Origin of the sequence: Streptomyces achromogenes subsp. achromogenes, assembly GCF_000720835.1 — a bacterium.
In the GTDB taxonomy this organism is placed as follows: domain Bacteria; phylum Actinomycetota; class Actinomycetes; order Streptomycetales; family Streptomycetaceae; genus Streptomyces; species Streptomyces achromogenes.
In genome coordinates, this window is record NZ_JODT01000035.1 from 38,778 (window position 1) to 65,752 (window position 26,975).

At 73.6% G+C, this 26,975-nt stretch carries 23 protein-coding genes; 10 read left to right on the forward strand and 13 right to left on the reverse strand.

Annotated features, from left to right (window positions below; translation table 11 throughout):
- From IH25_RS0130050 to IH25_RS0130060, 3 genes are read right to left on the reverse strand one after another with little or no spacing between them, the layout of a single operon-like run.
- Positions 1–1,587 carry an FAD-dependent oxidoreductase gene (locus tag IH25_RS0130050; protein WP_030617634.1) on the reverse strand — a complete coding sequence of 529 codons (1,587 nt, stop codon included), beginning with the start codon at positions 1,585–1,587 and terminating at the stop codon, positions 1–3.
- The gene (locus tag IH25_RS0130055; RefSeq protein WP_030617637.1) at positions 1,584–2,312 is read right to left on the reverse strand and encodes a class I SAM-dependent methyltransferase; all 729 of its coding nucleotides are present in this window, start codon (positions 2,310–2,312) and stop codon (positions 1,584–1,586) included. Before IH25_RS0130055 ends, IH25_RS0130050 begins: the two co-directional genes overlap by 4 nt.
- Positions 2,309–3,553 (reverse strand): lycopene cyclase family protein, encoded by a 1,245-nt coding sequence (locus tag IH25_RS0130060; RefSeq protein ID WP_030617639.1) that lies wholly within the window; start codon positions 3,551–3,553, stop codon positions 2,309–2,311. The genes IH25_RS0130055 and IH25_RS0130060 overlap by 4 nt, the downstream gene beginning before the upstream one ends.
- Positions 3,554–3,833: 280 nt before the next feature.
- Between IH25_RS0130060 and IH25_RS0130065 the strand changes: the two genes are divergently transcribed.
- Genes IH25_RS0130065 through IH25_RS0130080 form a run of 4 tightly spaced genes read left to right on the forward strand, consistent with a single transcriptional unit; the run spans position 3,834 to position 8,927 of the window.
- A complete protein-coding gene (locus tag IH25_RS0130065) occupies positions 3,834–5,138 on the forward strand; it encodes a polyprenyl synthetase family protein (protein WP_030617641.1) in 1,305 nt (434 codons plus the stop codon).
- Positions 5,135–6,901 (forward strand): phytoene desaturase family protein, encoded by a 1,767-nt coding sequence (gene crtI / locus IH25_RS0130070; protein WP_030617643.1) that lies wholly within the window; start codon positions 5,135–5,137, stop codon positions 6,899–6,901. The genes IH25_RS0130065 and crtI overlap by 4 nt, the downstream gene beginning before the upstream one ends.
- On the forward strand, positions 6,898–7,923 hold the full coding sequence (locus IH25_RS0130075; protein ID WP_030617645.1) for a phytoene/squalene synthase family protein: 1,026 nt from the start codon (positions 6,898–6,900) through the stop codon (positions 7,921–7,923). The genes crtI and IH25_RS0130075 overlap by 4 nt, the downstream gene beginning before the upstream one ends.
- The gene (locus IH25_RS0130080) at positions 7,920–8,927 is read left to right on the forward strand and encodes a DUF5914 domain-containing protein (protein WP_030617648.1); all 1,008 of its coding nucleotides are present in this window, start codon (positions 7,920–7,922) and stop codon (positions 8,925–8,927) included. Before IH25_RS0130075 ends, IH25_RS0130080 begins: the two co-directional genes overlap by 4 nt.
- Positions 8,928–9,215: 288 nt before the next feature.
- Here the strand turns inward: IH25_RS0130080 and arr are convergent, their stop codons facing one another.
- The 4 genes from arr to IH25_RS0130100 all read right to left on the reverse strand — a co-directional run bounded on the left by arr (position 9,216) and on the right by IH25_RS0130100 (position 13,149).
- The gene (gene arr / locus IH25_RS0130085; protein WP_030617651.1) at positions 9,216–9,626 is read right to left on the reverse strand and encodes an NAD(+)--rifampin ADP-ribosyltransferase; all 411 of its coding nucleotides are present in this window, start codon (positions 9,624–9,626) and stop codon (positions 9,216–9,218) included.
- Positions 9,627–9,946: 320 nt separating this feature from the next.
- Complete coding sequence (locus tag IH25_RS0130090) at positions 9,947–11,683, reverse strand: sensor histidine kinase (protein ID WP_030617654.1); 1,737 nt, start codon at positions 11,681–11,683, stop codon at positions 9,947–9,949.
- 212 nt (positions 11,684–11,895) lie between these two features.
- A complete protein-coding gene (locus IH25_RS0130095; RefSeq protein ID WP_051754223.1) occupies positions 11,896–12,153 on the reverse strand; it encodes a hypothetical protein in 258 nt (85 codons plus the stop codon).
- A 69-nt stretch (positions 12,154–12,222) separates the two neighbouring features.
- A complete protein-coding gene (locus IH25_RS0130100) occupies positions 12,223–13,149 on the reverse strand; it encodes a LysR family transcriptional regulator (protein ID WP_030617658.1) in 927 nt (308 codons plus the stop codon).
- 94 nt (positions 13,150–13,243) lie between these two features.
- Here IH25_RS0130100 and IH25_RS0130105 point away from each other — a divergent pair, with 94 nt between their 5' ends.
- The 4 genes from IH25_RS0130105 to IH25_RS0130120 all read left to right on the forward strand — a co-directional run bounded on the left by IH25_RS0130105 (position 13,244) and on the right by IH25_RS0130120 (position 17,039).
- Positions 13,244–14,353, forward strand: coding sequence for an epoxide hydrolase family protein (locus IH25_RS0130105; protein ID WP_209445393.1), 1,110 nt, complete (start codon positions 13,244–13,246; stop codon positions 14,351–14,353).
- Entirely contained in the window at positions 14,350–15,129 is a 780-nt protein-coding gene (locus tag IH25_RS0130110) for an SDR family NAD(P)-dependent oxidoreductase (protein ID WP_030617661.1), read from the forward strand. Before IH25_RS0130105 ends, IH25_RS0130110 begins: the two co-directional genes overlap by 4 nt.
- Complete coding sequence (locus tag IH25_RS0130115) at positions 15,126–16,016, forward strand: fumarylacetoacetate hydrolase family protein (RefSeq protein ID WP_030617662.1); 891 nt, start codon at positions 15,126–15,128, stop codon at positions 16,014–16,016. Before IH25_RS0130110 ends, IH25_RS0130115 begins: the two co-directional genes overlap by 4 nt.
- A 156-nt stretch (positions 16,017–16,172) precedes the next feature.
- Positions 16,173–17,039, forward strand: a complete 867-nt coding sequence (locus IH25_RS0130120) for an SCO6745 family protein (protein WP_409350151.1) — start codon at positions 16,173–16,175, stop codon at positions 17,037–17,039.
- Between the two features lie 228 nt (positions 17,040–17,267).
- Here IH25_RS0130120 and IH25_RS0130125 read toward each other — a convergent pair whose 3' ends face one another.
- The 4 genes from IH25_RS0130125 to IH25_RS0130145 form a co-directional block, all read right to left on the reverse strand.
- Positions 17,268–17,573: a universal stress protein gene (locus IH25_RS0130125; protein WP_030617665.1), complete on the reverse strand. Its 306-nt coding sequence runs from the start codon at positions 17,571–17,573 to the stop codon at positions 17,268–17,270.
- 361 nt (positions 17,574–17,934) lie between these two features.
- Positions 17,935–18,144: an adenine nucleotide alpha hydrolase family protein gene (locus IH25_RS43030; RefSeq protein WP_342447387.1), complete on the reverse strand. Its 210-nt coding sequence runs from the start codon at positions 18,142–18,144 to the stop codon at positions 17,935–17,937.
- Between the two features lie 161 nt (positions 18,145–18,305).
- Positions 18,306–19,211 (reverse strand): universal stress protein, encoded by a 906-nt coding sequence (locus tag IH25_RS0130140; protein WP_030617670.1) that lies wholly within the window; start codon positions 19,209–19,211, stop codon positions 18,306–18,308.
- 455 nt (positions 19,212–19,666) lie between these two features.
- The gene (locus tag IH25_RS0130145; protein WP_030617684.1) at positions 19,667–21,040 is read right to left on the reverse strand and encodes a cryptochrome/photolyase family protein; all 1,374 of its coding nucleotides are present in this window, start codon (positions 21,038–21,040) and stop codon (positions 19,667–19,669) included.
- 501 nt (positions 21,041–21,541) lie between these two features.
- On the opposite strand from IH25_RS0130145, the gene IH25_RS0130150 reads away from it, so the two are divergent.
- Positions 21,542–22,984, forward strand: a complete 1,443-nt coding sequence (locus tag IH25_RS0130150) for an eCIS core domain-containing protein (RefSeq protein WP_030617688.1) — start codon at positions 21,542–21,544, stop codon at positions 22,982–22,984.
- A gap of 543 nt (positions 22,985–23,527) precedes the next feature.
- A complete protein-coding gene (locus tag IH25_RS0130155; protein ID WP_030617691.1) occupies positions 23,528–24,094 on the forward strand; it encodes a rhodanese-like domain-containing protein in 567 nt (188 codons plus the stop codon).
- A gap of 104 nt (positions 24,095–24,198) precedes the next feature.
- On the opposite strand, the gene IH25_RS0130160 is transcribed toward IH25_RS0130155, so the two are convergent.
- Both IH25_RS0130160 and IH25_RS0130165 read right to left on the reverse strand, forming a co-directional pair.
- Positions 24,199–25,653, reverse strand: coding sequence for an alpha/beta hydrolase family protein (locus tag IH25_RS0130160; protein WP_245172918.1), 1,455 nt, complete (start codon positions 25,651–25,653; stop codon positions 24,199–24,201).
- 331 nt (positions 25,654–25,984) lie between these two features.
- Positions 25,985–26,950, reverse strand: a complete 966-nt coding sequence (locus IH25_RS0130165; RefSeq protein WP_051754226.1) for a hypothetical protein — start codon at positions 26,948–26,950, stop codon at positions 25,985–25,987.
- Positions 26,951–26,975: the final 25 nt, after the last annotated feature.

The following is a 26,975-nucleotide window of genomic DNA, read 5'->3' on the forward strand; positions in this document are numbered from 1 at the left end:
TCAGTCCGCCCGGCCGCGGCCGGCGGGTGTCCGTCCCAGGGTGGCCAGGGCCCTGAGCAGTGCGCTGCGCCCTCGGTCCGGCACCGTCCACAGCGTCTGGCCCCGCACACCCCACCGCTCCAGCAGAGCGTTGGCCGCGAGGAAGCCGCTCGTGGCGGCCCGTTCCATGAGGGCCACGGGCAGGCCGGTGCGGACCAGGTCGCCCGCCACGACCAGCCGGGGGTGCGGGGTGCGGACGGTGGGACGGTCGCCGTAGCCGCCCACCGGGAACAGGGGGCAGTCCTCGTGCCACTCGTGGCGGGCGTCGAGGACCGTTGCCGGGCCGGTCTCCGGGTAGACGCGGCGCAATTGCTCGAGCAGGCGCTTCTCTTCGACGTCCCGAGCGGCTCCGGGCGGTACGGCGTAGGCGTGCAGTTCGACGACGGAGCCCCCGGTACGCGCGCTCCAGCGTGCCGCCTCGTCCTCGTAACGGCCCAGCACGCTGATGTTGTCCAGGGTGCCGAAGCCGCTGGTGCCGAGGAAGCCGGGCCGGTCGGGTGCGACGGGCCGGTCCAGCCACAGCCGGCTGACCAGGAAGGGGGGCGCGGTCCGCAGTCGTCCGATCCGCTCGCGCCAGGGCGCGTCGCCCAGTTGCGTGCAGCGGCCGACCAGCGAGCGCAGTCCGGCGGTGTCGAGGGCGAGGACGACTGCGTCGTAGCGGCGCTCGTCCCGGCCGGTGGTGGCGACGAGACGGCCGTCCCGGGTGGGCGCGAGGTGTTCGACGGCTGTTCCGGTGCGCACCTCGGCGTGGTGCCGGGCCAGCCGGCGGGCGAGCGGGTCCCACAGGGCGGCCGGGAAGGGGGCGCGGGGCACGTCGAACAACAGGCCCTCGGCCGAGCCCAGGAAGTAGATGTGGAACATCAGCGCCATCTCGGCCGCCGACAGCTGACGCGGATCGGCGAAGAAGCTCCGCGAGAACACCTCGAAGGCCAGGTGCCGGGCGCTGTCGGGGAAGCCCACGGCGTCCAGGTAGGCGTGGGCGCTGGTGCCGTCCAGACGGTCGTACACCTCCGGCACGCGCACGTCGAGCAGTGGCAGGGCCGCCCGCGGGTCCATCGCGCGCAGGTCGGCGAGCCGGAAGGAGGGGCTGAGCGCCACGAATCCGAGCGCGCTGAGCGGCGGGGTGCGCGGGACGTGCCGGAAGCTGTCGCGCAGGCCGGTGGCGTGACGCAGCGGGTAGTCCGGGAGGCCGGTGAGCCGTTCCAGGCCAGGGTCGGTCCGTCGCAGCAGTCCGCGCAGGTTGTAGTACTGGCGGAAGAAGGCATGGAAGCCGCGGCTCATGGTCGCCGTGGTGCCGTCGCGCAGTTCGACCGGCCATCCGCCGACCCGTCCGCCGAGGTACGGCCGCTTCTCGTACAGGGTGACGGCCACCCCGCGCTCGGCGAGGGCGGTGGCGGCGGCCAGGCCGGCGATCCCCGCGCCGACCACCGCCACCGTCGGCGGGGTCCCCCGCACCCGGGAGGTGCCGGGCCGGGCCGGCAGGATGCGGGCCCGCCGGTCGCGGCCCCGGCGTGCGGCGCCTTGGCCCTGGGTCCTGGTGCGCCTCATGCGTTCTCCCTCGGGGCGGGCGCCCGGCGGGCGACGAAGGTGTGGGTGATGCCCGTCTGCCAGCCCGGCAGCGGCAGGGCGCGGACCTGGTCGAAGCCGGCCGCGCCGAGCCGCCGCGCGAACCGTCCGGCGGTGTCGAAGTCCACCACGCTGCGCCACAGGTGCCGGTACAGCGGCCCGTCGCCCAGCAGGGTCGCGACCGGCTGGACGACTCCCCGGCACACCAGCGTCCACACCGCGCGGTCCGTGTGCCGCCCGCGGAGGGTGTACTCGTGCACGCCGAGCCGGCCGCCCGGCCGCAGCAGCCCGCGCACGGCGGCGAGTACGGCGTCGGGGTCGGTGACGTTGCGGAAGAGATAGGCCGCGAACACCGCGTCGAACGGGCCGGACACCCCGGCCTCGGGCAGCCGCTCCGCGGGGGCGTGCACGAAGGTGACCCCGTCCGCCCACGGTTTGGCCGCGGCCCGCCGGAGCATGCCGGCCGAGGCGTCCACGGCGGTGATGCGGGCGGCGGGCAGGACGGACCGCAGCGCGGCCGTGGAGGCGCCGGTGCCGCAGCCGAGGTCGAGCAGGCGCAGTCCCCGGCCCTGCCCGGGCAGGCGGAGCCGGCGCACCGAGCGGCGCAGGTGGGCGTGGTAGCCGGGGTTGGCGGCCACGAGGGTGTCGTAGCTGCGGGCGGCGTGGTCGAAGGCGGCGGCGAGGTGCTCGTCGCGCAACAGTGTCATGCGGTCTCCGTCGGGGGGAGGTGCGGGGCGGCGGAAGGAGGCGTCGGCGGGGGCGGGTCGAAGGAGCGGCGGGGCAGGCGGGGCAGTTCCAGGGCGGAGCTCAGCATCGGCTTGACGGGGGTGCGCAGGCCGATGGACAGGTCTTCGTACAGGCGGGTGTCCCCGTCGAGGAAGCGCAGCAGCCGTGCCATGGGCACGCGGGTGAAGAGGCGGGCGAACAGGTCCGGGCCGTCGGCCCGGCCGCTGTCCAGGGCGCGCAGCAGGACGGCGTCCATGACGCGGGAGCGCGCCGGGTGGGCGGCGGGCGGCAGGGGGCGGCGCCCGTGGCGCAGGGCGTCGGCGACGGCCCTGGTCTGGCGTTGCAGTCCGGCGAAGGTGTAACCGGTGGCGGGGCGGGTCGCTCCGCCGGCGGCGCCGATGCGGAAGACCGAGGCCCCGGTCTGCCGGGCGATCGGCGCGTCGGTCATCGGGATGACACCGGTCTCGGTGGCGAGGATCCGCCGTTCACCGAGCCGCAGCACCTCGTCGGCGTAGTGCCGCACGGCGGCTTCGTAGCGGTCCGGTGCGAGGGTGCGCCGGGAGAACTCGGTGTATTCCACGAGCGCCTCGCACGGCCCGGTCGGCAGGACGTAGCCGAAGGACAGGCCGTGGGCGGGCTGCGGGGTACGGAAGTCCATCAGCTCCACGACGGCCGGGTCGAAGGCGGGCCGGGCGGTGCGCACGAACCAGCCGTGGAAGTGCTGGAGCAGGGTGGTGCGGGCGGCCGGGAGGCTGCCCAGGGGGCGGGAGTCGAGCACCCAGCGGGCGCTGAGCACGCGCGCCCGGCCGCCGGTGTCCCTCAGGTGGACGAGCGCACCGCCGGGTACGTCCTCCACCGCTTCCACGGTCGCCTCCAGGCGCCGCACGTTGGGGCTGCGGGCCAGGTCCCGGGAGACGAGGCGCTCGAAGTCGTCGGAGCGGATCATGCGGTACCGCAGCGGGTCGATGTCATCCTCGACCGGGGCGCCGGTGCGCGGGCGCACCCTCAGCCGCCGCCACTCGGCGCGCACCGCCGCGTCGAACCGTCCCGTTCCCGCCGTCCAGTGGCACCACGTCCGCGGGGGCGGCCGCAGCGGGCCGGGCGGCGCGTCCACCAGCACCACGGACGGTGTCCGAAGTCCGGGGGCGTGTCCCGCGAGCCGGTGGGCCAGCGACAGCCCGGCGGCACCCGCGCCCACGACGGCCACGTCCGTGTCCGGCACGGCGCCTCCTCTCCTCGGTGTGCTTCCGGTCCGCCCGGGGAGCCTCGCGGCCCCGGACCGGCCGTCGGGGACACGCTGTCCCGGCCCGGTATCGCGGATTGTGTACCCCGGCGGATGCAGGGCGCCCCCTGGTGACGAGCGGCCGGGCGCCGGACACGGCACGGTGGAGGGGGCGGATCCCCGGTGGTCCCGGCGATCGCGCGGGGCGTTCACGTGTCCGCACGTGCGACGGCGGACGGGTGACGGCACGACGGATACGAGCACGACGGAGGGAACCGGGATGCGGCCTGTCCACGCGAAGGACCCCGTGGCGACCGCGCCGCCGGGCGCGGCGGGACCCGCGGGGTCGCTTCCGCACGCGACGGCGGCCGACGACGGGGAGGGACACCGTGTCCGCGAGCGCCAGCCGCTTCCGGCCGGGCCGGCCGAGGTGCGCCGGATCGACGCCGACGTGCCCGGAGCCGTCGGCCGGGTGCTCGGCCACGTGCTGGCGGAGCGTCTGCGCGGCGCTCGTCTGGCGGATCCCCTGTTCGCCGGGGAACTGGCCGAACGGGTGGCGCGGTTCACTCTCCAGGGTGGCAAGCGCACGCGTGCCCGGCTGGTGTGGTGGGCCGCGCGGGCCTGTGCCGGCCGGGACCCGGGGCCCGCCGCCGCGGCCCTGCGGATCGGGGGTGCCCTCGAACTGCTCCAGACGTGCGCGCTCGTCCACGACGACGTGATGGACCGGGCCGTGCTGCGGCGCGGCCGGCCCGCGCTGCACACGGACCTGACCGACCGGTACGCCGACCGGGCCGGGTCCGAGCGGGCCGGGCGGTTCGGGCAGTCGGCGGCGGTCCTCGGCGGGGACCTGGCGCTGGTCTGGGCCGATGATCTGGTGGCCGAGACACCGCTGGCGCCGGGAACGGGTGAGGTGGTGCGCCGGCTGTGGAGCGACATGCGCACCGAGATGGTGGCGGGCCAGTACCTGGACCTGCACGGTCAGGTCACCTCGGCCCAGTCCCCGGCCCGCGTGCTGCGTGCCGCCCGCCTGAAGAGCGCCCTGTACTCGGTCGAGCGGCCCCTCGCCCTGGGGGCCGCCGTGGCGGGCGCGGACGAGGTGACGCTGCGCCGGCTGGGCGAGGCCGGGCGCTGTGTCGGGATGGCGTTCCAGCTGCGCGACGACCTGGACGACGTCTTCGGGGATCCGCTTCGGACGGGCAAGGCGTGCGGCGGTGACATCCGGGAGGGCAAGCCCACCTATCTGCTGGCGGTCGCCCGCACCGGGGCCGAGGCCGCCGGCGACGGCACCGCGCTCGCCGTGCTGGACCGGTGGTTCGGTGATCCGGCCCTCACCGAGCGCGGCCTGGACGAGGTGCGGGACGTACTGGTCGCTACGGGCGCGCGCGCCACCGTGGAGGCCGAGGTGGACCGGCTGGCCGCGCAGGGGCTGCGGCACTTCGACGGCGCCGCCCTCGACGCCGAGGGCGCCGGGCCGCTGCGCGACCTGCTGCTCGCCACGGCGGGGGCGCCGCCGGAAACGCACGCCGGCGCGGGTCCGCCGCCCGCGCACGGCCCGTGCCCGCGGCGGCGCGGGGACGACCGGTGACCCGCGCCCTGCCCGGGCCCACGGACCACGTCGTGGTCGTCGGCGCGGGACTCGCCGGGCTGTCGGCGACGCTGCACCTGCTGGGGGCCGGACGCCGCGTCACCGTCGTGGAGCGCGAGGAGGCGCCCGGCGGCCGGGCCGGGCGCCTGGACCTGGCCGGTTACCGGATCGACACGGGGCCGACCGTGTTGACCATGCCCGACCTGGCCGACGAGGCGTTCGCCGCCGTCGGCGAGAGCCTGTACGAGCGGGTGGAGCTGATCCCCCTGCACCCCGCCTACCGGGCCTGCTTCGCGGACGGCAGCAGCCTCGACGTGCACACCGGCGCGGAGGCGATGGCCGCGGAGGTGGAGCGGTTCGCCGGGGCGGCGGAGGCGGCGGGTTACCTGCGGCTGCGCGACTGGCTCCAGCGGTTGTACCGGGTGCAGCTGCGCCGGTTCATCGACGCCGACTTCGACTCGCCGCTCGGTCTGCTGCACCCCGATCTCGCCCGGCTGGCCGCCCTCGGCGGCTTCGGCCGCCTGGACGCCCGGATCGGCCGTTTCCTGAGCGACGAGCGGCTGCGCCGGGTGTTCTCCTTCCAGGCCCTGTACGCGGGTGTGCCTCCGGCGCGGGCGCTGGCGGCCTACGCGGTGATCGCCTACATGGACACCGTCGCCGGCGTGTACTTTCCCCGGGGCGGCATGCACGCCCTGCCGCGGGCGATGGCCCAGGCGGCTGCCGCGGCCGGGGCGGAGCTGCGGTTCGGGGAGCCGGTGACCCGCCTCGAGCGGTCGGGCGAGCGCGTCACGGCCGTCGTCACCGACGCCGGCCGCATCCCGTGCGACGCGGTCGTCCTCACCCCGGACCTGCCCGTCGTCTACCGGCTGCTCGGCCGCCGGCCGCGCCGGCCGCTCGGGCTGCGCCACTCCCCCTCCGCGGTCGTGCTGCACGCCGGCACGGACCGCACCTGGCCCCACCTCGCCCATCACACGATCTCGTTCGGCGCGGCGTGGCACAGCACCTTCGACGAACTCACCCGCGCCGGAAGCCTGATGAGCGACCCGTCGCTGCTCGTCACCCGCCCCACCGCGACCGATCCGTCCCTCGCGCCACCCGGCCGCCACCTGCACTACATCCTCGCCCCCTGCCCCAACACCGACATCGGCCCGGGCCCCGCGGCCTGGTCCGACCTCGGTCCGCGCTACCGGGACACGCTGCTGCGGGAGCTGGAGCGGCGCGGACTGCACGGCATCGAGGCCGCCATCGAGGAGGAGTGCCTGGTCACCCCGGCCGACTGGCACGCGCGGGGACACGCCGCCGGAACCCCCTTCTCGGCCGCCCACACCTTCGCGCAGACCGGGCCGTTCCGGCCGCGCAACCTGGTACGCGGCACGCGGAACGCCGTCCTGGCCGGCTGCGGCACCACGCCCGGCGTCGGCGTGCCGACCGTGCTGCTGTCGGGGAAGCTGGCCGCGGCCCGCGTCACGGGCGGACCCGGCCGGGGCGGCGGCCGCCCGCGCTCCTTCCCGGCCGCCACTGCGCCGGAGCGGGCCGGCGCCCCCGCCGCCACCGTGCCGGAGCGGACCGCCGCCCCGGCCGCCACGGGTGAACGGGCCGCCCCACAAGCGCCTGAGAAGCCTTTCCGCCGCCTCACCGCCGCACAGCTGCCGCCGATCTCCTCCTTCGACTCCCCGGACTCCCCGGACTCCCCGGCCGCCGCACGGCAGTCCCCGCCGCCGGGAAGCCCCACGGCCCCCACGACCGAAGACAGGACAGGATGACGGATCGAGAACTGGACGCGGCGGGGATCACCGACCCGGCGCTGCGCGCGGCCTACCGCCACTGCCGGACCCTCAACGCCCGCCATGGCAGGACCTACTTCCTCGCCACCCGGCTGCTGCCCGTCGAGCGCCGGCCCGCCGTACACGCCCTGTACGGCTTCGCCCGCTGGGCCGACGACATCGTCGACTCCCTCGGCACCGGACCCGGACCCGAGGCGCGGGCGCGCGCTCTGACCCGGCTCCAGGAGGAGCTGGAGGAGGGATTGCGGCGGGGCGGCGGCGGGGAGCCGGTGGTGCGCGCGCTCGCCGACACCGCCCGCCGCTACGCCATCGACCACGCCCACTTCCGGGACTTCATGACCGCCATGCGCTCCGACCTGGTCGTGACGGGCTACCCCGCCTACGCCGACCTGCGCGCGTACATGCACGGCTCGGCCGCGGTGATCGGGCTCCAGATGCTGCCCGTACTGGGCACGGTGGCGCCACGGGAGGAAGCCGAGCCGTACGCCGCGGCGCTCGGCGTCGCCTTCCAGCTGAGCAACTTCCTGCGGGACGTCGGCGAGGACCTGGACCGCGGGCGCGTCTACCTGCCCGCCGACCTGCTCGCCGGGCACGGCGTCGACAGGGAACTGCTGGTCTGGAGCCGCGCCACGGGCCACCCGGACCGCCGGATCACCGCCGCGCTCAGGGAGTTCGAGGCGCTGACCCGCGGCGTGTACCGGGAGGCCGTGCCCGGTATCGAGCTGCTCGAACCGGTGGCCCGGCCCTGCATCCGCACCGCGGCCGTCCTGTACGGCGGCATCCTCGACGCCGTCGCCCGCGACGGCTACGCCGTGCTGCACCGGCGGTCCGTGGTGGCGCGGCGGCGCAGGGCGGTGGTCGCCGCCGATGGGCTGGCCCGGGTGGCGGCGGCCCGGCTGCGAGCGCGGACCACTCCCCCACCCCGGCCGGCCGGCCGCGCCCTGCCCGCCGCCTCCCTCCCGCCGACGACGGCCGTCCGCCTCGCCGAGGGCGTCGCGTGAGCCGTCGCCGCCTGCCGCTGTCGCTGCGCCGCCATGCCGTGCCCTGGGAAAGGCAGCGGCCGACCTGGCGCGAGGCGCGGCCCGGTCTGATCGCCGCGGCGCTGAAGCGGGCACAGGCCCGCCCGTCCGGGAACTGGTACGTCGTCGGCGCCTCCCGGGCCCTGCGGGGCGACGGCAAACTGGCGCGGACCGTGGCGGGGCAGGAGATCGTCGTGTGGCGGGGGCCCGACGGCCGGCCCGTCGGTGGCCCGGGGGTCTGCCCGCACCTGGGGGCGCCGTTGCGGGACAGTCCGGTGCGCTGCGGCACGCTGGTGTGCCACTGGCACGGGCTGGCCCTGGACGGCGGCCCGTACGCGGGCTGGTCGCCGCTGCCGGTGTACGACGACGGGGTGCTGGTGTGGGCGCGGCTGGACGCGGTGGGCGGCGAGGAGCCTTTGGCCGCACCGGTCGTACCGGCCCGGCCCGAGCCCGCGCGCGCTCTGACGGCCGTCTACACCGGCGTGGGTGTCTGTGAGCCGGAGGACGTGGTGGCCAACCGGCTCGACCCGTGGCACGGGGCGTGGCTGCACCCGTACTCGTTCGTCGACCTGACCGTGGTGGACGCCTCCGGGGATCCGGCCGGCGCGATGGACGTCGGCCCGGACGCCCTGACCGTCGACGTGTCCTTCAAGGTGGCGGGCCGCCTCGTCGTACCGGTCCGCGCCGTCTTCACCGCACCCGGCCCCCGCACGGTCGTCATGCGCGTCACCGAGGGCGAGGGCGCGGGGTCCGTGGTGGAGACCCATGCCACCCCGCTCGGCGCGGACGGGGCCGGGCGGCCCCGCACCGCCGTCATCGAGGCGGTGATCGCCGCCTCCGACCGCCCGGGCTTCACGGCCGCCCGCCGCGCCGCGCCGCTGCTGCGTCCCCTGGTACGCGGCACGGCCGGCCGCCTGTGGCGGGACGACCTGGCCTACGCGGAGCGACGCTGGCACCTGCGGTCCACGGGCGGCTTCCCGGGCTGAGGGGCCGTGCGCGCTCGGCGGGACACGGGGCCGTCCCGTGCCTTACCAGCCGGGCGAGGGGCCGCCAGTCGGGCGAGGGTGCGCGGCGGATCGCGTACTTCGCCCGTGCCGGCCTTCGGGTGGCCGGCGCGGTACGTTACGTTTCCGGACAATCCGACCTGCGGCAGCTGCCCGCCCATCGCCTACGTCTCAGTGCTTCGGACGGGCCCGCCCGAGGCCATGTTCCTCCCCCGTACTCGCCGGCCCGGCGGCGTGACTCGTCCCGCTCCCGGGCCGGCCGAACGGCTGTCAGTTGATGATTTCGGCGCGCTCGTCCGCACGGATCGCGGCCAGCCGCTCTCGCCACATCTGGAGAGCCTCGGGTGTCAGTCGCGTCCAGTCGGTGACTTCGCCGACGATCCGGAGCGGTTCCCTGCTGCGGTAGGAGCGGGTGGGGTTGCCGGGGAATTTCCTGTCGGTGACGTTCGGATCGTTCTCGAACTCCCCTGTCGGTTCGACGAGATACACACGCGGGGCCCCGTCGCCGGCGGCGAGTTCGGCGGCGAGTCCCGCGCCGTCGCGCAACGCGGTGAAGTAGATGTGGTTCATCACGACTTCGGGCCGGTAGTTGGAACGGAAACCGGCGGTGAGGTGATCTCCGACCCGCAGATCGGCTTTCGTCCCGTGATAGAAAGGGCCCTCGTCCAACACCTTGTCCATCGGGGCAGGTTATCCCACCGAGCTGTCGTGAGGTCGGCCTGTCCAGGACGGCTGGGACGTCACGAGCGGGCGCGGGCCCCGGTCCCGGAACCACCGGTGAACGGCCCCGTCCGGACGGTGGTGCGGTCCCCCTGGGCTCAGGAATCCCCCGAGCGGAGGGATGCCGTGGGCGGCGGAAAGGGGTCGGCGGGGACCAGGGGATCGGCTGTGGCGGTGGTGGTGCAATCCGCTGCGGCGGCAGGGCTGTGGTGCGGCCCCGGCCTGGCGGTCACGGGGCGGAAGGCCGGCGCGCCGCGCGAGGCCAGGTCCCGGCGCCGGCCTCACGAAGACTGCGGGGTCTCCCCCACCGGGGCGTGCCACACCAGCCGCGCTCCGCCTCCGCGGGGGCTGCTCAGCTCCATGGCGCCGCCGAGTTGTCGCGCCCGTTCCTCCATGTTGGCGAGGCCGCTGCGACGGCCCTCGGGCGGTATGCCTACGCCGTTGTCCGTGACCGTGAGCCGCACCAGCCTGCCGTCCGTCTCGAGGACCACGTCGGCACGGTCGGCCCGGGCATGCCGCGCGATGTTGGTGAGGGACTCGGAGAGGACGGCCATGACGTGGTCGGCGGTCTCCTTCGACACGTGGGTGTCGAGCAGGCCCTCCATACGGAGGCTGGGCGCGTACCCCAGGGCCGGCGTGACCTCACCGACCGCTCGGACCACGCGGGAACGCAGACCGGCGGTGTCGTCCTCCCGGGAGCGCAGACCGAAGATGGTGGACCTGATGATCTTGATGGTTTCGTCGAGGTCGTCGACAGCGCGTCGCACCCGCTCGGCGGCGCCTTCGTGGTCGATGAAGCGGTCGGCGCTCTGGAGGGTCATGCCGGTGGCGAACAAGCGCTGGATGGCCAGGTCGTGCAGGTCCCGGGCGATGCGGTCACGGTCCTCGAAGAGGGCGATCTGCTCGGCGTCCTCGCGGTGCTCCGCAAGTTCCATCGCCACGGCGGCCTGCGCGGCGAAGACCTGTAGGTGCCCCGTCTCCTTCGCGGTGAACTCGTTCCCGTCCCTTTCGCGTACCAGCAGGACGACGCCACGGACCTGCTTGCCCCCGGAGCCGATCGGAACGGCCACGGCCGGTCCCAGACCGTCGAAACGCGGCGGGTCCGCCGAGATCCGCTCGTCGCGGGACACGTCCGTGGTGCTGACCGGCGCCGCCTGGAGGAAGGCCTGTCCGACCAGGCTGCTCTCCACCGGGAGCACGAGGCCGCGCAGGGCCTCGGCCGCCCTGCCGATGGCCAGCTCGGCCACGAGCGTGTCGGTGCCGCGTACCGGCACGGCCACCACGCTCAGGGCGGCGGCGGTGATCTCCCTGGCCCGCTCGGCGATCAGGCCCAGTACCGCGCCCTGGTCGGCACCGGACATCAGGCTGTGCGTGATCTCCGCGTTCGCCTGGAGCCACCGCTCGCGCAACCGGGACTCCTCGTACAGGCGGGCGTTGTCGATCGCCACGCCCGCCGCCACGGCCAGGGTGGCCAGCACCGACTCGTCGTCCTCGTCGAACTGCTGCCCGCCGCGCTTCTCGGTCAGGTACAGGTTGCCGAAGACGTGGTCCCGCACCCTGATGGGGACACCGAGGAAGCTGTTCATGGGCGGGTGGTGGGGCGGGAAGCCGTAGGAGGCGGGATGTTCGGAGAGCTTGGCGAGGCGCAGCGGCTCGGGGTGCCGGATCAGCTCGCCGAGAATGCCGTGGCCCTCCGGATAGTTGCCGATGCGCGCGATCTGCTCCCGCCCGACGCCCACCGTGTGGAAGGCGGACAGCCGCTTGCCGTCCGGGCCGATGACGCCGAGGGCCGCGTACTCCGCGTCGACGAGGAGCGCGGCGGCCTCGACGATGCTGTGCAACACCTGCTGCAGATCGAGCTCCCGGCCGACCGACAGCACCGCCTCCAGCAGGCTGTGCACCCGGTCACGGGTGCCGCGCGCGGCGTCCAGCCGGGCCTGTACCTCCTCCAGCAGCTCGTCCAGGCGGAGGTGGGGCAGCCGTAGACGTGCCCTCTGGGTCTCTTCCGCGCTCCCCAACGCCGTCCCTCCACACACCCGATGCGATGACCGACGCCTTTCGCCGCTCGGCACCAACGTATCGGCTCCGCTGCGGGGCCGGTGCGAGAGTCCCGCTCCCGGAGGAGGAAGGCGGTTCAGCCGTGCTGATCCGGCAGCCCCTCGTTCACCGGCGGCGGTCGACCGCCGGCCCGTTGGCGGCGGCACGCCCACGTGGGCGCGATCGCGGTTTGCTACGGGGTGTCGGGCACGAGGGTGTTGGCGCGGTTCTCGTACTCGCGGCGGGCCTTGCGCTGTTCCGGGATGGGCAGGGTGCCGTCGAGGGGCCGGCATCGGGTGGGGAGAGCGCGGTGGACACCGGGTGTGGTGCTGACGCGCGGGGTGCAGCCCTGACCGCGCCGTACTGTCACGCCCTGATCGAGCGCGGCCTGCTCGGCGTCGTCCAGTTCAGCGGTGCGGGGGAAGTCCCCGGACGAGTCCGCCGATCTCATCGAGGCGCTGTGGCGGCAGACCAGGCACAGGCCATGATCGCTCGTGTATGCGGGCGGAGCCGCCGCGGATCACGTCGTGCGTGTCGGTCCAGCCTGGTGGGTTCCGGTGAGCAGAGCTTCGGCATGTTTGCGGAAAGCGGTGACCAGGCGGCTGCGGTCGCCGGTGCGGGTGGCGAGCACGACCTGGCTGGGTTCGACCCCCTGCAACGGGATGGTGGTGAGGCTGGGGTGCAGGCCGGTCGCGTAGTCGAGGGGCGGCCCGATGGCCACGGCCTGCCCGGCGGCGATGAGTTCGTGTTTGTCCTCAAGGGCTTCGACCAGGGGGCCGTCGGGCGCGGGCCGCCCGTCGGGCCGGGGATCGAGCCGCCAGTAGGCGTTCAGCAGCGGGTCGGACTGGCGTACGTGGGGGATCGGCTCGTCGGCGATGTCGTCGAGGGTGACCCACTTCTTGCCGGCCAGACGATGGTCCCGCGGCACGACCAGCACGCGCGGCTCGTCGTAGAGGACGGTGATGCGTAGCTGGTCGGTGGGGAACGGCAGGCGCGTCACCACCGCGTCGACGCGGTGCTCCAGCAACGCGCCTCGTGAGTCGTTCCAGGCGAGCAGGCGGGTGTGGACCTCGGCATCGGGATTGCGGTCGCGCAGGGCGCGCACGGCCGAGGTGATGATCAGCCCCTTGGTGTAGCCGATGGTGACGCTGCTGGGCCGGGCCGCGGCGCGGGTGCGGGCCATCGCCTCGACCGCGGCGCGCAGCAGGCCCTTGGCCTGGGGCAGGAAGATCTCGCCGGCCTCGCTGAGCCGGGTGCCGTGCGTGGTGCGGTCGAGCAGGCGGGCGCCCACTTGCTGTTCGAGGCGGCGGATCTGCCGGCTCAGCGACGGCTGGGTGGTGTGCAGCGCCTCGGCCGCGCGGCCGAAATGCTGGTACTCGGCGACCACCGTGAAGCACTGCACCAGCCGCAGGTCGAGATCCACGGGGGTGGGGAAGGGATCGGACACCAAACTAGCCTAGCTGGTGTTATACGCGCTTCGTATTACGTGTTGCGGAACAATCATTGGACCGCGGATCCGGCGCAGGCGCATCGTGGTGATCATGACACCGAACAGTGCGACACCGTTTCGCATCGACATTCCGGACAGTGCCCTTAAGGATCTGAAGGACCGGCTCCACCGGGTACGCCTTGCCGGCCGGGAGACAGCGCCGGACAGTAGCCAGGGGGTGCAACTGGAGCTCCTTGAGGAGCTGCTGGACTACTGGGCCACTGGCTACGACTGGCGCAAGCTCGAGCGGCAGCTCAACGAGCTGGGCCAATTCCGTATCACCATCGACGGTCTCGGCATCCACTTCATGCACGTGCGCTCGCCTCGCCCCGACGCCACTCCCCTGTTGCTGCTGCATGGGTGGCCGGGCTCGTTCCTGGAGTTCCTCAAGACCGTCGGCCCGCTCACCGAGCACGGCTTCCACCTCGTCATCCCCTCGATGCCCGGCTACGGCTTCTCCGACCAGCCCGCCTCCACCGGCTGGGACCCGGACCGGATCGCCCGCGCGTACGGCGTACTCATGCAGCGCCTCGGCTATGACTCCTACGTGGCCCAGGGAGGGGACTGGGGCGGTGTCGTCGCGACCCGCATGGGGGCGCAGCGCCCGGCGGGCCTGCGCGCGATCCACGTCAACTTCCCCGAGTTCCTCGCCGCCCCGCCGGTCGGCGACGACCCGGCCCCTGAGGAGAAGGTCGCACTCGAACAGGGCAGCCGTTTCATCGCCGTCCATTCCGGATACCACATCATGCAGCGCACCCGGCCGCAGACCATCGGCTACGCCCTGACCGACTCCCCGGCCGGGCAGGCGGCGTGGATCTACGAAAAGTTTCTCGACTGGACCCGGCCGGGCGCCCTCACCCCCGACGAGATCCTCGACCACATCTCCCTTTACTGGTTCACCGGTACCGCTGCTTCTGCCGCCCGCCTGTACTGGGAGTACGCCCGGCAGCCGCTCGCTCTGACCGAGCTGGACCTCCCCGTCGGTGTCAGCGTCTTCCCGGACGAACTGACGCGTACCCCGCGCGTCTGGGCCGAGCGCGCTTACCACGACCTGCGTTACTTCAATGACGACATCCCCGCGGGCGGCCACTTCGCCGCTCTGGAGCAGCCGGAGCTGTTCGTCGAGGAGATCGTCAAGTTCGCGCGGACGGTGGCCGCATGAGGACGGTCGTGATCACCGGGGGCACGGACGGCATCGGGCGCGGCCTCGCCCGTACCCATCTCGGGCGTGGAGACCGGGTCGTGACCGTCGGGACGGACAAGGCCAAGGCCGAGCCCGGCGCCTTGTTCCTCCGGGCCGACCTGGAGCTCGTCGACGAGAACAGGCGGCTGATCGACCGGCTCTCCGCAGAGCTCGACACGATCGACGTTCTCGTCCTGGGTGCTCGGTTCCAGCGCTCCAGGCGTACGGAGACCGCCGACGGCTCGGAGTCCAACTTCGCGCTGTCCTACCTCAGTCGCTTCCTGCTCAGCCACGGCCTGGCCGGCCTGCTCGGCCGCGCCGCCGATCCGGTCGTGCTCAACCTCGGCGGCGCCGGGTGTTTAGGGCCCCCACGCTGGGACGCCCTTCAGCAGCGGACGCGCTATCAGGGACTTACCGCGATGGTCCGGGCCGGGCTCCTCAATGCCGCGCTCGCGGTCGACTTCGTCGGCCGTCACCCTTCCATCCAGTACGTGCTCAACTTCCCCGGCACCGTCGCCACGAGCTTCGCCGGCGACTACGACGAGGCCGAGGCCGCGCAGATCGGCCGCCTTCGCGCGACCGGCAAACCCGTGGAGACCGCCGTCGGGGAGATCCTGCCGTTCCTGGATCCCGGCGCCCCGGGCCACCCCGTCGCCTTGAGCGAGGGGGTCGCCATTCCCCTGGACCCCCAGGCCTCATCCCCCGCCGACGCACGACGACTCCACGACTACACCCGGGAGGTGCTTGCCCGATGAGGTGGGTCAGCTACCGCTCCGCGGACGGCTCCACACGCTGCGGCGTGGTGCACGACGACACCATCCACGCCCTGGGTACGGACCTGCTGGAGCTGCTGCGCGCCGAAGGCGGGCTGGAGGCCGCCGCAGCCAGGGAACCGACCGAGATCGTCGAGCTGGCCACGGCCCACCTGCTGGCGCCGATACCGGTACCCCCGGCGGTCCGCAACTTCGCCGCGTTCGAGCGTCACATCAGCAACGCGGGCAAGGCAGCCGTCGCCGACGGCACGGTCAGCCCGGTCTGGTACGAGTATCCACTCTTCTTCTTCTCGAACCCGGCGGCGATCAAGGGACCGCACGACGAGGTCCCCATCGCCCCGGGCGCGCGGTGGTGGGACTACGAGGTCGAGGTCGCCGCGGTGATCGCCGGGGACTGTTCCGACCTCGTCGCCGCCACGGCGGAGAAGCACATCGCCGGCTACCTGGTCTATTGCGACTGGAGCGCGCGCGATATCTCCGCGAGCGAGATGGGGTTCGTGTACGGCCCGTCCAAGAGCAAGGACGCCTCGACCAGCCTCGGCCCGTTCCTCGTCACCCCCGACGAGCTGGAGCCCTACCGCTCGAACAAGGGCTATGCGTTGCGGATGAACGGGTACGTCAACGGCGAGCATTACGGCGGCGGCAGCTGGGACGAGATCCACTGGTCGTTCGGCGAGATGCTGGCGCACGCGTCGCGCGGCACCACGCTGCGAGCCGGTGACATCCTCGCCAGCGGCCCCGTGGGCACCGGCTGCATCCAGGAGTTGTCCGGCCATCGCCCCTACCTGGCACCGGGAGACACGGTCCGGGTCGAAGTGCAAGAACTCGGCGCAATCTCCGCACGGATCACCGCGCCAGAGCCGTCCTGACATACCGGACAGGTCAAAGACGATCTCGCACTTCACCACTTGAGGTTGAGTGCGGTCACCCTCGTGCCACCCCCTCACCCGCCGTTGATCCTTCGACTTGCCAGGAGACAACCTGCGATGCATCTCGCCAGCACCCTTGGTCGTGCCCACATGGACATGAACGCCGTTCGCGAGGTCAGCCTCACCATCAATGCGACCCACCTGTTCGTCTACTTCATCCCCGAGGCACCGGAAGAGGCCGCCAAGCTCGGCGTGACCGAGTACGGACCGGCGTACTTCGCGTTCCGGTCGGCCCCGATGGGCGCAGTCCCGTGGCAGGTCACGCTCGCGGCCTTCTACAACTTCAGTCCACGGTCGGTGCAGGCCATGGCAGGCGTGTGGGACATCGCCACGCCAGAGCAGTGGCAGGCCGCTCGCTTCGCGGCCGTCGATCGTGCGTTGCAGCGCGTCGGCGTACACCTCACCGCCGATCAGATCGCGGAGGCACGATCGCTGATCGACCCGGTCGTCGCGCGTGCCGACTACGCCGGAAAGACGATGGCTGCCGCCAACGTCTCGGTCGCCCTCCCGTCCGATCCGCTCGTCGCGCTATGGCAGCAGATCACGGTGCTGCGCGAGTGGCGCGGCGACGCGCATTTCATCGTGCTCGCCGCCAACGGCCTCGGGCCGTGCGACTGCAACGTTCTGCAAACCGCGACAGGTCACTTCCCGGAAGCGATCGCACGTGCCACCCGGCTGTGGAACGACGAGGAGGTGGCTGCGGCAACGACACGCCTCGTCGCACGCGGCTGGCTCAACGCCGACGGCACCGCGACCGATGCCGGTATCGCGGCGCGCGAGCAGATCGAGGTCGAGACCGACGAGCACTGCGCCGCGCTGTGGACGCCGATCGGCGACGCGAACGTCCGTCGCCTCACCTCGCTCATCATGCCGATCCACGACACGTTCACCGCAGCCGGGACATACCCCTTCCGCGTGGAGATAGGAGACACGCAGTCCGCCGATCTGGAGGCCGCCAGGTAGTCCGATCGCGGTGGCGGGACATCCCGCCGGTGTCGGCCACGGCAGGCGAACAGCCAGGCTTGCCGTGAGCATGGACGCGCCGCCGGCCAGGACAAGTGCCCGGCCGACGGCGTGGCGCCCAGGTGCGCCGCGGCCACGCCGGCCGCCGGCGTCCCGGGCTCTGCGACGGGTGCGGGGGCACGGCGCGTTTCATAAGTGACCAGACCTGAATCGGAACCACTGCTACCACTAACCGCTGCACTGTCGACTGTCGGCCAGGGCAGCGGTCGCGGGCCCTTCGACCTGCTCGGCCGCGCCGAGGCGGACGCCGGGGCACGCACGGCGAACGCGGTCCTCCGCCTCGCGCAGGGCACGGCGCGCCGGATACCGATGTGCGGTGCTCGCCGGCGTGCTGTGGTGTCCGTGCGAGTGCCGGACCCAGACGTGCAGCAGGTGCAGCGGCCGGTTCCGGCGTACCGCCTCCCGGGCGGCCCACTCCGCGGCGGCCAGGCCCTCGGCCGATCCGTCGACTCCGGCGATGACAGGCGACAACATGGGTGCGCACCTCCTGCGCTCGGTCTGTTCCTCACTGCCGGCGTCGTGCGGCACCCACGGGGCGGGTAGAGGCCGCACGGTCTTGCCCCGGCCCGTTCGGCCCCCGCGCCCGCTCCGGGACGGGCGGCATGGTGGGGACGCGAGAGCGGTCGTCCGCGTGCCGGAGACGCGGAGCGTCATGGAACGAGTCGTCATCACCTGCGTCGACGACGCGCGACCCCGGACCCTACGGCCGTCGACTGGGCGGCGTGCTCTCGGAGGCTGCCCCCCAACCGTCGTCGACCGGCTGTCGGCCGCCCGCCGTGCGACCTGCGGACCTACGTCCCCGTCCACGCGGCCGGCCGCTGGGCAGCCGGTCAGCTCACACCCGCCGCGGCACGACGGCGACCGGGCAGCCGGAGCGGGGCAGCACCGCGTGGGCCACGCGGCCGAGCCGGAGACAGGGGTGGCCCACGCGGTACCGGGCGCCGGGGACAAGCGGACCGGCGTCGGCCGAGGCGTCGAACAGGAGCCTGTGGGCATGTCCCTCGACGGTGTGCCGGTGCACTCGGACACCGGCGGGGGCCCGCACAGCCGCTTCCGGTTCGTCCTCGGCCCGCTCCCCGTGTCCACCCGGACGCGGACCTGACCAGGGCCGGGTTCGGGGTCGGGGCGCCACTCGATGCCGAGGGGGTCACCTGAGCCTCGTACGACCGCTGCCTTCCCGGTCCTCGCTCTCCTCTGCGCGGTGCGTCAGTCGTGGGGCACGACGGCGACGGGGGCGGTGGCATGGTGCAGGACGGCGTGGGTGACGGGGCCGATGTGGGCGCCGACGGAGGAGTGGCGGATGCGCCGGCCGACGACGACCAGGGAGGCCTCCCGGGAGGCGTCGATCAAGAGGGAGGACGGGCTGCCGTAGCAGGACTCCTTCACCACCTCGACATCGGGGAACTTCTGCCGCCAGGGGCGCAGCACCTCCGTCACTATGGCGGCGTCGCCCCTCGCCACCTCCCGTTCGACCGCGGGCTCCAGGGCCATGCCGTAGAGGTAGTAGGGCGGTGGGCTCCAGCCGTGCACGACGCGCAACGGCGCGTTCCGGCGCGCGGCGGCGTCGAAGGCGAAACCGAGCAGCTCCTCGTCGGGGCGGCCGACGTCGAGTCCAAGGACCACGGGACGGAACGCGGGCGCGGTGGACCGGATTCCCGCCTGGTCCTTCTCGTGCTCATCGGTGGCCTGTTCTCCGGCGCGGACCAGGACGACGGGACGCTCGGCGTACGCCACGACCGCGAGTCCGACGGAGCCCACCAGAAAGCCGCCGATTCCGCTCAACCCGCGCGAGCCGAGGACGAGCAGCTCGGCGTCTTCCGCCGCGCGGACCAGGGCCTCGGTGGGCGGACCGGCGACGTGTTCGGTGGTGACCTCGACGCCGGGGTGGCGCAGCCGGAGCCCGTTGGCGGCCTCGCGCGGCACCTTCTCGGTCCAGTGCCGCAACGTCCCGGCGGCCGGCAGCGAGGCCTGGGCCATGGACTCCGGTACCGCTTCCCAGGCTTGGACGAGCTTCACCGGCAGTCCGCGCAGCTTCGCCTCACGGGCCGCCCATTCGGCGGCGGCCCGGCTCTCGGGAGAGCCGTCGAGACCTACGGTGATGGTGCGGGGCATGATTTCCTCCTCCTGGACGGTGGCCCTGCGGGACCGGTTCCAGCGTCGTGTCCAGGGGACTTGCGGGGCAGGGGCCGGCGGTCCTCCAGCGGGGCCGAAGGGCCCATGCGGGGTGGGCGCGACGGGCACCGGGCGCGGTCCGGCGGAGGCGGAGCAGCCCCACCGTGGCCGCGAGCGCGGGCGCCGGCCGGGCCTGGGCCGGCTCGGGGCGCGGCTGCGGATGTCCGCGACAGGACCGGCATCAGCTGGACGTGACGGTCATGGTCGCGACCGCGCCCGTCGGGCTCACGGCCGTCGTGCTCACGGCCGACTACCCGCTCCGCCGCCCTCGGTGCCGCATCGTGGAGAGCGCCTGGTGTGCTTGGCGCAGGGTGGCAGCGGCATCGCGGGAAGACCGGTCCGGCCTCGATCATCACGTGCGCCAAGTGCCGTCGTGCCGGGGCCGCGCACCGTCCTCACTCCTGCCCCCGGGCCCGTTTGAAGCGCTCCAGGCCCTCCGCCAGCGACACCATAGGCTCGGGGTAACCGGTCCGGGCCCGTTCCGGGGCCGGAAGCTTCCACGGCTCGTGCACGGCACCGCCCTCCACGTCCGCCAGTTCCTGCACCCAGCACCGTACATAAGCCCCGTCCGGGTCGAACCGCTTGCCCTGGGCCACGGGGTTGAGGACCCGATTGGGCCGGGTATCGGTGCCCGTGCCGGCCACCCACTGCCAGTTCAGCTGATTGTTCGCCAGGTCACCGTCGACCAGCAGGTCCAGGAAGTGCCGGGCGCCCACCCGCCAGTCGACGTACAGCGTCTTGGCCAGGAAACTCCCCGCGAGCAGCCGGGCGCGGTTGTGCATCCAGCCCTCATGGCGCAGCTGTCGCATGGCCGCGTCCACCAGGGGGTAGCCGGTCCGGCCCTGGCGCCACGCCTCGGCGTCCGCCTCCGCGTCCCTGCCGTCGCGCCACCGATCGTGCCGGGTGCGGTAGTCACGCGCGGCGGCCTCGGGGCGCGCGGCGAGCAGCTGGCGGTTGAAATCCCGCCAGGCGAGCTGCCGTACGAACGCCTCCGCGCCCGCGCCGCCGGCCTCGCGGGCCCGTTGGACCACCTCGACCGGGGACAGCGTGCCGAAGTGCAGGTGGGGCGAGAGCCGGGAGGTGGCGTCGCCCGCGAGGTCGTCGTGCCGGTCCTCGTAGGCGTCGATACCGGAACTCAGCCATGCGGCGAGCCTGCGCCGCCCCTCCGTCTCACCCCCCGCGCACAGCCCTGGCGACACACCGCCCACGTCGCCGCGCTCCGGCAGCGAGGCGGAGCCCACCTGCTCCGGCACGCCGACCGTGCGCGGCGCGTCCAGTACGTCCCGCAGGCCCTGCTCGGACCAGCGCCGGTAGTACGGCGTGAACACCGCGAAGTGGTCGGAGGCGGCCGGCGTCACCGCGCCCGGCGCGACGGCGGTGCTCACCGTCTCGTGCACGTACAGGCGCCGTCCGGCGGTCTCCAGGGCCTCGCGCAGCCTTTGTTCGCGCACGTGGGCGAAGGTGCTCACATCACCCGACATATGCACCTCGCCGGCGTCCGCCTCCTCGGCCACCCGGCACACCTCCCTGACCGTGTCGCCCTCGCGCAGCACCAGCCGGCCGCCCCGTTCCCGCAGTCCCGCGTCCAGATCCCGCAGGCAGTCGGCGAGGAACGCGAGCCGGTTCGGAGCGGCGAAACCCGCTCTGTCCACGGCGGGGTCACGTACGAACAGCGGTACGACCTGCCCTCCGCCGTGCAGGGCCGCGCGCAGTGGCGGGTGGTCCGACAGGCGCAGATCACAGGTGAACACGACGACCGAGGTACGCATGGGGCTCGCTTCCGTTCACGGTGAGGTCACCACGATGAGGTCACCTCGGATGATTTCGCCCGGCCGACCGGGACGGATGCGGCATGCCGCCGATGGTCCCCCGTTCGGGCGCGGCCGCATCCGCGGGGGCCGGGGGCCGGGAGCTCACCGCCCGGCCGCCCAAGGCCGCCCACGGCCCCGGGCCACGCACACCCCGGCGAGCCACGCACCGCGTGGTCACCCGCGAGCGACCGGCCGGTGCGGCTAATTGGTGCGGCTGACGGGTGCGGCTGATAGGCGCGGTTGACGGCGCGCACGGTCGATCCGCGTACGTGGTCTTCGCTCATCGCAGAGCCCCGGGCCGCTGCTCGAGCTCGCGATCGGGAACCGGCCGTCAAGGTCCGCGCCGGAACACTGCCCCTCTGGACACCACATCGTGCCCGTACGCCCCTCACCCGCAACCGGCCGCACCAGGTATGCATGAGGACACAGCCATCTGCCGGCCCTACGAACGGGAAGTCCATGCACGCGCAAGAGCCGAGGAAGAGCGAAAAGCAGCCGCAGCGCCCCGCCCAGGGTGTGGCCGCGCGGCCGGAAGGGCGGGGGTCCGGTGCGCTTCTCGGGTTGCAGCGTTCGGCCGGCAATGCCGCCGTTGTCCGTATGCTCCAGCACGACCGGCACCAGCACGACGCGGGCTGCGGCCACCAACAGCCCACGTCCGAGCCGGTGCAGCGATCCGCCGTGCACGATGTGTTGCGCGCGCCGGGAGCCCCGCTGGACGCGCCGCTGCGCCAGGAGATGGAGTCCCGCCTCGGCGCCGACTTCTCCGACGTCCGCCTGCACACCGGCTCGGCGGCCCGCGCCTCCGCCGCCGAGGTGGGTGCGCGTGCCTACACCTCCGGCAGCCACATCGTCATCGGCGACGGCGGCGGCGACAAGCACACCCTCGCTCACGAGCTGACGCACGTCATCCAGCAGCGCCAGGGGCCGGTGGCCGGTACGGACAACGGATCGGGACTGAGGGTCTCCGACCCCGGCGACCGCTTCGAGCGCGCGGCCGAGGCCAACGCGGTCCGGGTGATGCGGCGCACGCCCGAGCGGAGCGTCCGGCCCGACCAGGCCCCCCAGGGCGTCCCCGTACAGCGGGAGGCCGACGCCATGACCCGTTCCACGGCACGCGGCGCCGACGCCACGACCCTGCAACGCTTCTCCGAGGTCAACACCGTGGAGCTGGGCTCCGTACGGGTCTCGGAGAACGGCCTCTACCTCATGACCGTCACTTCCGGGGCGGACACCACGGTCATCTGGGTCGCGGAGGGTGCCCCGGCACCCCGATACTGCACGCCGACCGGGCAGAGCGGGGAGATCGCGGGGCGTGTGTACGCGGAGTACGAGCCGCAGTCGTCCTTCCTCGCGGACTGTGCCCACACCGCCGAGGAGATCATGCATCAGCAGCGGCTGGCCCTGGGGCAGGACGCCAGCGAATTCGCCCTGGGGGGCAACCAGTTCGGCCTGGGTGACCGGGAGAACGCCGAGGGCGCCGTGGCCTACGCGAATGCCAGGCCCGGCGGTCCCCACGCGAACGGCGAGGAGCGGCCGGCTCCCGGCCAGGCGTTCGCCATCGTGGAGACCGCGTGGCACGGGGACTACGAGACCCCCGCCAACTCCAGCGGGTGGCCGTACCACGTGGCGGCCGTGGTCGCCCAGGACGGTGACGACCGCATCACCGTGGAGCAGGCCGCGGACGGCAACGACGCACGTGCCCGCCAGGGGTACGAGGGCATCGTCGACATGTATACGTCGGGCACGGACCCGACCAACGGACAGGCGCTTCCGCACAGTTTCCACGGGCGGAACACCGGCGGTCCGGTTCAGCACTTCTCGGTCGGCGCGATCACCGTGATCCTCCAGCCAATCAACGTGGGCCGCCTCAAGAAGGAGACCGGCCGCCGGAAGCTCATGTGACCTGATTCGGCCGGCCTGAACACGCTGCCCGGCGGGCCGGGTACGCGTCCGCGTCACCCGGTCGCACGCCGTGCGGCACACCGCGGCGGCGCCATCACCTCCCCTCCCCCGCACCGCGGCTTCTTCTCCGCCGTGCCGGGGAGGGAGGGCGTCCGGTCACCACCCGCGTCGTACCTGTCCTCCCTCATCCGCTCCGTTCCCCGAGGAGCACCCGGCTCGCCCGTCACGCTGCTGTCGGCATACCGACAAGGTCGTCCGCTCGCCCCGGCGGAGTACGTCGCGTCACAGCCGGCATTCCGGCTTGCCGGCCGCGCCATGGCGTGGAGGGCCGCCACCGCCCCTCGTACCGCACTCGCCGTCGCCGCCGAGCCGGCGCACCCCGGGCCACCCCCTTCTCAGGCTTCCGCACGGCGGGCTTCCCCTCACAGGCCGCAAGGGCACACATGGACGCATCGCCAGGCTGATGCGCGTCAGCCCGTTTCGCCATTTTGAGTCGGGGCCGCCCTCCGCCCCACCGCCCGAACCAGACAAAGGAAAGTCCCCGTGGCACCCACCACCGCCCTGACCGCCGATCAGGCCCACGCCCGCCTGCACGAGCTGACCGTCATCGACGTGCGCACCCCCGGCGAATACGGCACCGGCCACCTGCCCGGCGCCCACAACATCCCCCTCGACCACCTCGATGCCGCCCTGCCCGCCTTGAGGACCGCGGCGGAGCCCGGCGACCTCCTCATCGTGTGCGCCTCCGGAGCCCGCTCCGCCCAGGCCTGCCGGCGCCTGGCCGGCCAGGGCATCATCGCCGCCACCCTCACCGGCGGCACCACCGCCTGGACGCGGCTCGGCCACGCCACCCACCGCCCGGCCGGCACCCGCACCGCCTGGGCCATGGACCGCCAAGTCCGCCTCGCCGCCGGAACGCTGGTCCTGACCGGCCTGGTCGCCGGACAACGCTGGAACGCGGCCCGCCGGCTCTCCGCGGCCGTCGCCGGCGGCCTGGTCTTCTCCGCCCTCACCAACACCTGCGGCATGGCCGCGCTCCTCGCCAGGCTCCCCCACAACCAGCCCGGGGCCACCACCCTGGACGACACCCTCGCGGCCCTGACCGGCTGACCTTTGACCGCGAACGGGTGCCGCCTCGGGCACGGCCGGGCAGCCGCCGCCCCCAAGTCGTGCACTGGGCCGGGAACGGCCGTGCCGTCGGTCACGGCGGCTGATCAGCGGCTGCTTTCCGGAGGGAGGACGCTGAGGTCGCCGTAGGCCGCGAGACCGCCGGCCGGATCGCCGGGCTTGTGCCGCAGGGTGGCGTCCAGGAAGGCGAGAGTGGTCGCGGCGACGACACGCGGGCTCTCGGCGCGGCCCAGGGAACCGGCTATCGAGGGCACGGGCGGCAGGTACAGGGGGCCGTCCATGAAGGTGAGGTGTGCGGCGCCGGGGAGGGTGAGCCGGTAGCTGATCGCGGTGTTGGCCTCGAGGGCCTTGGTGAGGCGGGGCAGGTAACGCGGGTCGGTGTCCGGGGTGATGGCCGCGGTGAGCGCGAGCGTCGGCCGGCGCAGGGGCGGGGAGATGGGGCCGTGGGGGTAGCCGTCCAGATCGATGACGGCGTCGAACCGGCGGTCCCGCCGGGCTGCCTGCAGAGCGGCGGCACCCCCCATGGAGTGACCCGTGACCGCGGCCCGGCCGGTGTCCAGGCGTCCGGTCAGCGGGCCGGTGATCTCACCCCGGTCCAGGCGTTCGAGTTGGGTGAGAACAAAGCCGAGGTCGGCGGCCCGGACGGCCGTCCAGCCGGCCGCGAGCTCGTCGTCCTTGCCCCGGTCTCCGGTGGAAGAGGTCCTGGAGCGAAGCGTCCGGCCGTCGGCGAGGACGACCGCGGCGGAGTCGTACGGGTGGTCGAGGGCGGCGACCACATAGCCGTGGCTGGCCAGTTCCTCCGCCCAGGCGGTGTTCTGGGTACGCACCCCGCCCGAACCCGGAGAGAACAGCACGACCGGGAACCGTCCGCCCCCTCCGGCCACGGGAGCGTCGAAGACCGAATGCGTGCGGGCACGCGGGACGCCGTCGACGAGGAAGCCGGGCAAGCCGGCCTGGCGGGCGAGGGCGTCCGAGACGGTGCGCGCCTCGTGCTCCGTGCGCCCGAGGTACCGGGCCCGCCGCTCGCCCGTGGGACCCTTCCGCGCCGGGTACCAGAGCTGGACCACGACCGTGCGCCGGTCGTGCGGATCGGCGGTGAAGCCCTCGGGGCGGTGCGGGTCGGTCCACTGCATCACGCGGGTGCCGACCGGGAAGCGGCCCGACGGCTCGGGGAACACGGGGACGGGAAAGGCCCAGGCGGCCACCGGGCCCGCGGCGATCAGGCCGGCGCAGGCCACCGTCCCGGGCAACGCCAGCCACCATCGCGCCCGCCACGGCGGCCGGCCGCTACGGCGTCGCAGCAGTGGGGAGAAGGCGAACGGCGCAGCCACGGCAGCACCTGCCAGTACCGGCAGCATCTGCCAGCGGATCCCCACCGCGCTCAGCCCGATCGCCGACAGCACGAGCACCGTTCCGGCCGCGATCGTGACGCGTGGGCGGGCGGCGGCGGGAAGCCAGCGCGCCGTCACAAGGGCGAGGGCACCCAGCAAGGCGAGGAATTCCAGGGGGGACACGTACAGCCCCGCGATGATCTCGGTCACCCGGCCATCCTCGGGGCCGGCCCGCGCCGCCGCATCGATCCCGGGTCGCGCTCGCATGCGACCGGAGTCGCAGACCGGACCATGCCGTCCGTACGACCGGAGTCGCATCCGGACACCTCTCTTGTACGACCGGAGTCGCAGCCGAGCGCGCCAGGTGAACGGCCGACGCGCGGGCGCGGAAGGCAACGGGACCCTCCGCCGACAGGAATGTGCGACGACCGAACCGCTCCCGCCAGCTGGCTGCGCTCCCCCCTCCAACTCGTCACCGTTCGCCGTGGCTCAGGGCCCGGCGATCGCCGCGGTGGACCGGCTCCCGGAACCGGCCGCGTGGTCAGCGGCAGATACGGGCGGTCGTGACGGCGCCGCCCGCGTTCTCGTCGTCCGTGCCGAGGACCGCGATGCCGGAGCCGGACACGCAGTCCACGGCCTCGACCTTGCGGCCCTCGAACTTCCGCAGCACTTCGGGGTGTTCGGCCACCGTGAGCCGTACCCGGCCCGAGCGGTCGAGCGACACCGCGCCCGCGGCGCTCACCGCCGAGTCGAACGGTCCGTCGTCGCCCTCGTCCGACGCCGAAGCGATCAGCAGCCGGCCCGAGTCGGTGACCGAGAGGTCGGAGGCGTGCCGGACGTCTCGCGCGGGATACGGCGCGCGGTAGGCGGCCTTCGTCACGGTGCCGAACACCGACTCCCCGTAGGTGTTGAACGACAGGGGTGCCGCGTAGAGCGTCGCGGGGCGGTCGTCGCCTTCGCCCCGGTCGGCCCAGACCGCTGCCAGCTTGCCGTGCCGGGAGACGAGCGTGAAGCTCTCGAAATTGTCGCCCTGACCGATCGCGGGGAGCGGCGAGAGGTCGCGGACCTGGATCGCGTTGCCGTCGTCGGTGAGCGCCAGGTGGTAGACGAGGCCGCGGCTCGACACGGCCAGGTACTCGTCGGAGGTGCCCGGCACCGCTTCGAGCGCCTCCAGGTCGATCGGCTCGGCACCGTCCTTCCACTGGAGTGGCTGCACGACGGCCGTGCGCCCGGACGGGCCCCCGGAGTAGGTGAGTCGGGCGATACGGGTCTCTCCGCGGCGCTTGTTGTCCAGGCCGATCACGGCCCGGTAGGTGCTCCCCGTGTACGAGGTGACGGCAAGTCCGCTGACACCGCTTCTCATGTCGTGACCGACCTGCGTCCATCCGGTGGCCGCGGGCGCCGGCGCGTCGACCGTCCGGGCCTCGGTCACTCCCGTGCCGGCGACCACGCCGCCTCCGGCGCAGAGCACAGCGATGGTGGCCAGCACGGTCTTACGTATGCTCATGAAGCTCTCCCGTGAGGTGACGCGC